We start from the raw sequence: 6,522 nt of genomic DNA on the forward strand, positions 1-6,522 counted from the left end.
GTCGCACCCATTGCGTTTCTGCCAGTTCGGGTTCGAACCATGTGCGGACTGTCGAGTTCATCGCGACTTGGTTGGCGAGCACACGGCACTTGATCAGTGATTGCTTGAGTGACCAAGGTGCGTCCTGCTGCAACACGGATCTGGCCCACACCACTTCGTCCCACGTCGCACTGGATGGAATGGGCGAGTCCATCCACGTCTTCGCGGCGGCTTCGGTGGCATCCGCGTTGAGCAGCGTTTGCAGTCCGTCGAACAATTCGCTGCACTGGTCACTGCGAGTGGTGTGAATGCCATCCGCGTGCATCTGAATCGCAACAGCCAGTGTGGGTGCGGTCACGTCGACCGTGTGATGTTTGGCTTGTTCTGAGGCGGCATTCGGCGGTGCGGCAACGGACCGAGTGGCACTGGGCAGGTCGGCCGTTGTCGATGGCGTCACAATCGCTTGGGCAGACGCCGCGGGTGTGGTGTCGACTTCGGGATTCGGAGCGGGTTGAATCGGTGCCAACAGATAGCGTTTCCACTGTCCTCGTGGGATGCTGGAAAAAGAACGGGGGACTGATTGGTCGTCGCCATCGGGGCGTTTGGGGCTGACCACACCCAACCATTCGGCCACCGAAATGACACCGTCGGCGTTGATGTCCGCGGATTCTTCGAAGCCGTTCATCGCGGCTTGTGTCAGCGGCGTGACATGTTGGGTTGGGGCGATCAGCTCATGATTGATTTGGCTGTGATGCGCGACAACCAAGACATTCGAATGGCTCAACGCGGAGACTTCTCGATCGAGACACTGAGCGAACTGCCAGGCGTTCATCTCGGGCAAACGTCCGATTGAATCGCCGACGCTTTCAATCGCGTCGATCAACACGATCACGGGCGTTTGAGTTTTACTGAGATGTCGAAGAAGTTCGGAAACGTCCAGCGGCGATTTTTTCAACGTTGACTCGGTATTCAACGACAACTATATCGCGTGGCCGTCGACCACCAATGCTGTGCCGGCAAGGTGAATGAGTCGGGTACCGTTCGTGATATCGGTTTGTGTGATTTGATTGGCGGCGGAGAGCGAGAGCGTTGGAGTCACGCTGGCCGTCGGCATTGCCTGACCGAAAGAGGAAAACGCATCCAGTGATGCAAGAGCAACGGCCTGCGCCGGTATCACCGGGGCAGGTTGTGTCTTTTTCGGTGGCACCGGCCCGATCGATTGAATCAACAGACGAGGTGATTCAAGCGGACGCCAAACCGAGATCACAAAGATCCCGAGCAAGGACGCGAGGACGATTGTCAGCGCAACCTTGATGCGCAGATGCGATCTCGATGCGGTTGGCTGGTTTCGCCAATCTCGCAGTCGCGATTCGGTCACTTTGGGATTGTTGTTGGTTTTGCTCATGTTCTAGCCACCAACCTGAACGGTGGGTTCACCTGATGCGATCGTTCCACCGTGGGCAGTCGGATCACCCATCCGTACCGCGGGTTTGCCACCGATCATGACGGTGGCGGAACCTTTGGAAAGAGTGTCAGGTGACCCGGTGCACTCGGCCTCATCACCCAAAACCGCGGCGGGCATGCCACCGATCAGCACCGTCGGTTCTCCCGGACCGATGATCGGGCCTCCGACGTGCGGGACGACGCCTGTGACCATCGGGCAACTGTGTTCGTCCATGATTCGAGCAGCAGGCGGCATCACTGGTTCCCTTGCTTGGTGTCTTGTTCGCGTTGCAACAACGCGCTGCCGGATTGCAACCATCGCTGCATCACGCTGTCTCGATCTGGCTCCGCCGCGACAGACCAACGATGCGCGGTCATGATTGCGACGCCGCTCAAATGCGATGGCGGTGGGATGGGCGGTTGATCATCCGGTCCCAGACTGCCGCCGCTGAAGATGATCGCCTGAGCGATCCAACGGATGACGTTGTCAGGAGAACTGATGGCTAGCTGATCGCGAACTTTGCGGCGGTCGGTTTCGTCGCCCGAGCTTTGCCAAGCGAGAATGCTTTGGTCGAGCGTGCTGCTGGCACGATCGATAAAACCCGATGCATCGATCGCCCAACCGATTGCGGTTCGATTCGGCAACGCACCAGCGAGAAACCGGATCGCATCGTCGTTCAAGGAGGCATCGATCAATCGCTGGAGATAGTCCATCGTGCGATCAGGTGACTGGATCAATGCGACGGATCTTTCCGACATCGACATCACTTTCGCAAGCGAGGCGATGGTCGCGTGATCGTCGATGGTTTCGTCGGAAGTGGCTTGTTGTTTTGACTTCGCTTTGGGGGGCACAGTCGTCACATCGGGTGACCAACGAACCGAGAAAGCGGTTTGGCCGGCAACGAATTCGGTCTCGCACTGGCCTGTTTCCGACAGCGTGAGCCGATCGCAGGAGTCTCCGGCGACGATCAGTGCATTCTGTTCCTCGAGGACTTCGATCACCGCGTTGGTTCCGCAGCGCACGACAAAATGTTCCGGCGACAAAGCGGCGTCATCAGGAAGGCTCATTTCCACCCACTCGCTACTGCCCACGCGTGCTTCTTGGCCAACGCGCAAGATCAATCGCACGTCGGTGTCGTCAGCGGGATGGGCGGTGAGTAAAAGTGGCATGGTGAATCGAATGATTGGGATGACGCGAACAAACGCGAGGCCAAATTCTGTGAAAAAGGTGTCTGACCCCTTTTTGAGGGATTTCAGTTGATTTGAACGATGGCTCCTTTGACCGTGAGGGAGCCGCCTGAACTGAGTTCTGCCGTTGCGTTGCCTTTGAGTGTCATCGATGCATCCGCGGCGGCTTCAATTTCGGGAGCAGCCATGCTGATCTTTGCATCGCCCTTGATGGCGATTTCGGTTGCTTGGATGTTGATGCCCGATGGTGTCAGCTCGATGGAGGATTGACCGCACGTCAGCGTGATCGACTTGGCCGCTTCGATCGTGATCGCGCCGCTTTCGACCGACACATTTTGATCGCCTTGTTTGACCGTCAGGTTGTCGTCTCCCGCATCGATCGTCGTCGTGCGGTCTTGGCCGATTTCAGTCGTCTGGCTTCCCGATCCGCTGCCGACACCGACTTGGACGTTTTGATCGTTGTAGATTTCGATCGTTTGGTCGCCGCTGTCTGATTTGTCGAAACCGACCTTCAAGGAATCATCGTTTTCGACGACTCGAACAAAATCGCGTTCGCTGTGCAGGTAAATTTGCTCGGCATCTTTCGTGTCATCAAACGTCAGTTCGTGGAAACAGTTTGTGTCTCCTTCTTTGGTGCTGCGTGTGCGAAAGACCGTTTTGGCTTGCCCATCGGCCAGGTCTTCCGGGGGCATGCGATCGGCATTGAAGACCCGACCGGTCACGATCGGTCGATCGACGTTGCCGTCTAAAAACGCCACGATCACTTCTTCGCCGACTCGCGGAATCGAGACCGCACCCCATCCCTTGCCGGTCCAAGGCTGCGTCACGCGAATCCAACAGGAACTGCTGTCGTCACCGGTTCCGACTAAATCCCAGGCGAATTGCACTTTGATGCGGCCATACGCGTCGGTCCAGATTTCTTCACCATCGGGGCCAACAACCGTTGCGATTTGAGGGCCTCGCATGACTGGGCGTGCGGTCGTTTGTCGGCTGCGGTAGGGAATGGACGAAGGAAGCAACCGCAGTCGATTGCTCAGATGGAAGGAGTGTGCACCTCCGCTGCCGGCCGAAACATCGCCGGTCGTCATCACCAGATGCCGGCCCACGATCAGGTACTCTTGATTGAGATCATCGACGGGATGCGACGTCATCGTCAAAAGATTGCCGGCGATCACCGAAGGAGTCGACACGTCCGCGGCGGCGGCGTGTTGGTCTGACGTGGCGGCTTCGGTTAGAACGCGAGCGTAGTGTTGGCCGTCGTCGGTCTCAAAGAACTGACCCGGGAATTCGTACCATTCCCAGTCGCTTGCCGTGTCCGACGCGTTTTGACGAACGGTCATTTCGGCGCGAGGTTTTTGGAAATCGTAGTCTCGCAACACGTATGACGCCGTGTTGAAGTCACGCTCATAGGTCCACTGCGAAAGACACATTTCAGTGCCCGGTTGTTCCACCGCGTGATAAGGTAGTGAATCAAAAGACGCCGACGCTTGATGGGCACTGACGTCATCGCACAGTACCATCGTGTGTTGGTCTTCGGTGTATTCGAAGAAGTAGTAGATGCCTTCTTCTTCAAACAGTCGACTGAGGAATTGAAAGTCTGATTCGCCGTATTGCACGCAGTAGGCGCGTTGGCGATACGTTTGTGTGAGTCGGTCTTCCAGTTCGCCGGTGAAGCCTCGCGATTCGATCACGGCTTTGGCGATTTCGACGACCGTCTGCTGTTGAAAGACTTGCGATCCGCCGACATGTCGTAGCAATCCAATCCAAGGAGCAAGCGTCGCGTGATATTGGTACAAGCCAGCGCTGGTGCCAACCTGACCGAACCGTGTGACATAACCGTGCAAGTATTCTGGCGAATCGTCTGCATCGCCGATGCGAATGGAGACGGGTTGTTTGAGCAGGTCGAGCGGATCGATATCGCCTTCGGAGCTGACCAAATCCAACGTGCCTCCAAAGGGGCGTCCGAGTTGTTCTGTCCAAGACACACCGGTCAACACGAGCACATCGTCAGCCAGCGGTGTGCTGACGGCGATCGGACGGTTGGCTTGGGTCAGAGTCATGACGATGAATTGCTGTGCAACGCTAGAGAATGAATTGACAGTCGCCGACATCGGCGCGGGGAGCTTTCCCGTGAACCCAAGCACTTCGGCCGAGAGCACCGACGCGTCCCAGTGACAATCGTGGGATCGTGTGGCGATCCAAGATCAAGCGAACGCGGCAATCCAGTCCGGGGTCGACGTAACCACGGATCAAATCACGAAGCGTGTTGTGCGATTCACCGCCAGGAAGTAGTTCCTGAAACAAATCAAACGCGATCGGCCCAATGTCCAAATCGACCATCGAGCAACGGTCCGGGACACTCCGTCCGAGCACCACGCTTTGTCCCAAGCGACCACCGCGGCCCGCGGTTTCTCCGCGACCAGATGGCCTTTCCGATTGAGAGAGCAGCGTTCGGTCTTCTGGTTCCAAACGGAGTTGCCGCAATTGGAATGTCTTGACGTTTGCATCCGCGTGCACGGTCGCGGAAACCACTGCCGCGAGACCTTCCGCGTTGCGATGTGTGGACCCAAACCGGCCGCTGAAGTACAGCCCTGAGTTGTCAGTTGAAGTTGGGGCGACGTTGGATTCTGCTCCGGGTCTCAGCGTGCCCGAGATGGAACCCACGTACGCTGCGAAGCGGTCCGTTTCTGGGCGATCACGCTGGACCGCACCGCGACTGCTGCTCCACGCCCGGTAGAACAGTGTTGCCATGCGGTGATGGAATAGGTTCAGAAACGATTCCAACGTGGGGTCAGCATGGTGCCTGGTTTCATGCCGAACGGTCTCGGTCATATGCAGAGGCAACGGACCTCCCGGCCCGAGCAAACCAAAGAACCGTTGGCTGATGTGTGCACGTTCATCGTGCCCCGAATCGATCCGGTCAATCGTCGCGGGGGCAAAGTCCAGTGCGGTGGTTTGCCGGATCCGGACGGCCTCTTGGCTGGTTTGTCTGGCGTGACCAACTCGAGGCAGCGTCGGTGACTCGGCTTCGATTCGTCGCATCGCCTGAAAGAAATCAAGCGACTGAACTGGTTTCCCGAGTTCTTCCGTGAGACGCTGTTCCCAGGTGGCGGTGGAGTCGGAAGTGGTCATGGACTTGTCAGGCAAAACGAGAACGGCAAATCAAAGTCTCGGCGTGAGGTTGGAACCCGGCCAATGGCGAGGTTGAGGCAGTCGGCTAGATCAGTGCGGTCGTCCCGGTGCGAACCGGCCATCGATGCACCGGGCCACGTGAGGGCGTGCGGAGCGACGTTTGCGTGAAGCTGTTCAAGGACACAAAGCGTGCCATGAAACGATCCAGCACTCCCGCCAACAAGAACGCACCTCCGCCTTCGAACGCTGATTCGTCGAACTCCAGTTCCAGGTGCACTCCGCGACCGTGAACGATCGGGCCGGGCATTGGAATTTGCCGTGTGACAGCTTGATTGGTCACCGAGAGAATCCCGTCCACCTGACGTCGTGTCGCGGGCAAGTCTTCGGGGCAATACAGATACAGCGTTTGCCGCAGCAACGCGGCCGCAGAATTCGAGTTGGGATCCGCCGTTTTTTCGCGATCGCACAGCGAGAGGAAGTTGGACGTCAAATGATTGACCAGTCGCCAACAGGTCTCGCCATCTTCGGTGGTCAGCGGTGCACGCGGTGTGGTGGGGCCGGACAGACAACTGATGGAAGCAACTGGTCCGGGGCCATCCAGGGTGAACGCGTCCCGCCAACCGGTTTTCGGTTTCAGCAACGCGAGGTCGCGGTTGGTGCAATAGACCGTCGAGGACAGTTGGCGAATCGGATGTCGTGAAGGTCGTTGACTTGAATCGGTTAGCGTCACAAAGACTTCGGTCCCCAAGTATGGCGAGCGATGACCGTATTCACGTTGGT

Annotated in this window: 6 protein-coding genes and 1 pseudogene; all 7 read right to left on the minus strand. The window is 57.6% G+C overall.

Annotation, left to right across the window (positions count from 1 at the left end):
• Positions 1-934: pseudogene (locus tag ACF8AM_RS14100) on the minus strand (carboxypeptidase regulatory-like domain-containing protein); the annotation flags it as partial.
• Positions 935-958: 24 nt separating this feature from the next.
• Positions 959-1,384 carry a hypothetical protein gene (locus ACF8AM_RS14105; RefSeq protein WP_392556247.1) on the minus strand — a complete coding sequence of 142 codons (426 nt, stop codon included), beginning with the start codon at positions 1,382-1,384 and terminating at the stop codon, positions 959-961.
• Between the two features lie 3 nt (positions 1,385-1,387).
• Positions 1,388-1,678, minus strand: a complete 291-nt coding sequence (locus ACF8AM_RS14110; protein ID WP_392556248.1) for a PAAR domain-containing protein — start codon at positions 1,676-1,678, stop codon at positions 1,388-1,390.
• Positions 1,678-2,592 carry a DUF6931 family protein gene (locus ACF8AM_RS14115; protein WP_392556249.1) on the minus strand — a complete coding sequence of 305 codons (915 nt, stop codon included), beginning with the start codon at positions 2,590-2,592 and terminating at the stop codon, positions 1,678-1,680. The genes ACF8AM_RS14110 and ACF8AM_RS14115 overlap by 1 nt, the downstream gene beginning before the upstream one ends.
• A gap of 83 nt (positions 2,593-2,675) precedes the next feature.
• Positions 2,676-4,670: a type VI secretion system tip protein TssI/VgrG gene (gene tssI, locus ACF8AM_RS14120; protein ID WP_392556250.1), complete on the minus strand. Its 1,995-nt coding sequence runs from the start codon at positions 4,668-4,670 to the stop codon at positions 2,676-2,678.
• Positions 4,671-4,692: 22 nt separating this feature from the next.
• Entirely contained in the window at positions 4,693-5,742 is a 1,050-nt protein-coding gene (gene tssG, locus ACF8AM_RS14125) for a type VI secretion system baseplate subunit TssG (protein ID WP_392556251.1), read from the minus strand.
• 85 nt (positions 5,743-5,827) lie between these two features.
• Positions 5,828-6,522, minus strand: a 695-nt coding sequence (locus ACF8AM_RS14130; protein WP_392556252.1) for a type VI secretion system baseplate subunit TssF, incomplete at its 5' end; no start/stop codon positions are given.

This window comes from Rhodopirellula sp. JB055 (genome assembly GCF_043100905.1).
GTDB lineage: Bacteria > Planctomycetota > Planctomycetia > Pirellulales > Pirellulaceae > Rhodopirellula.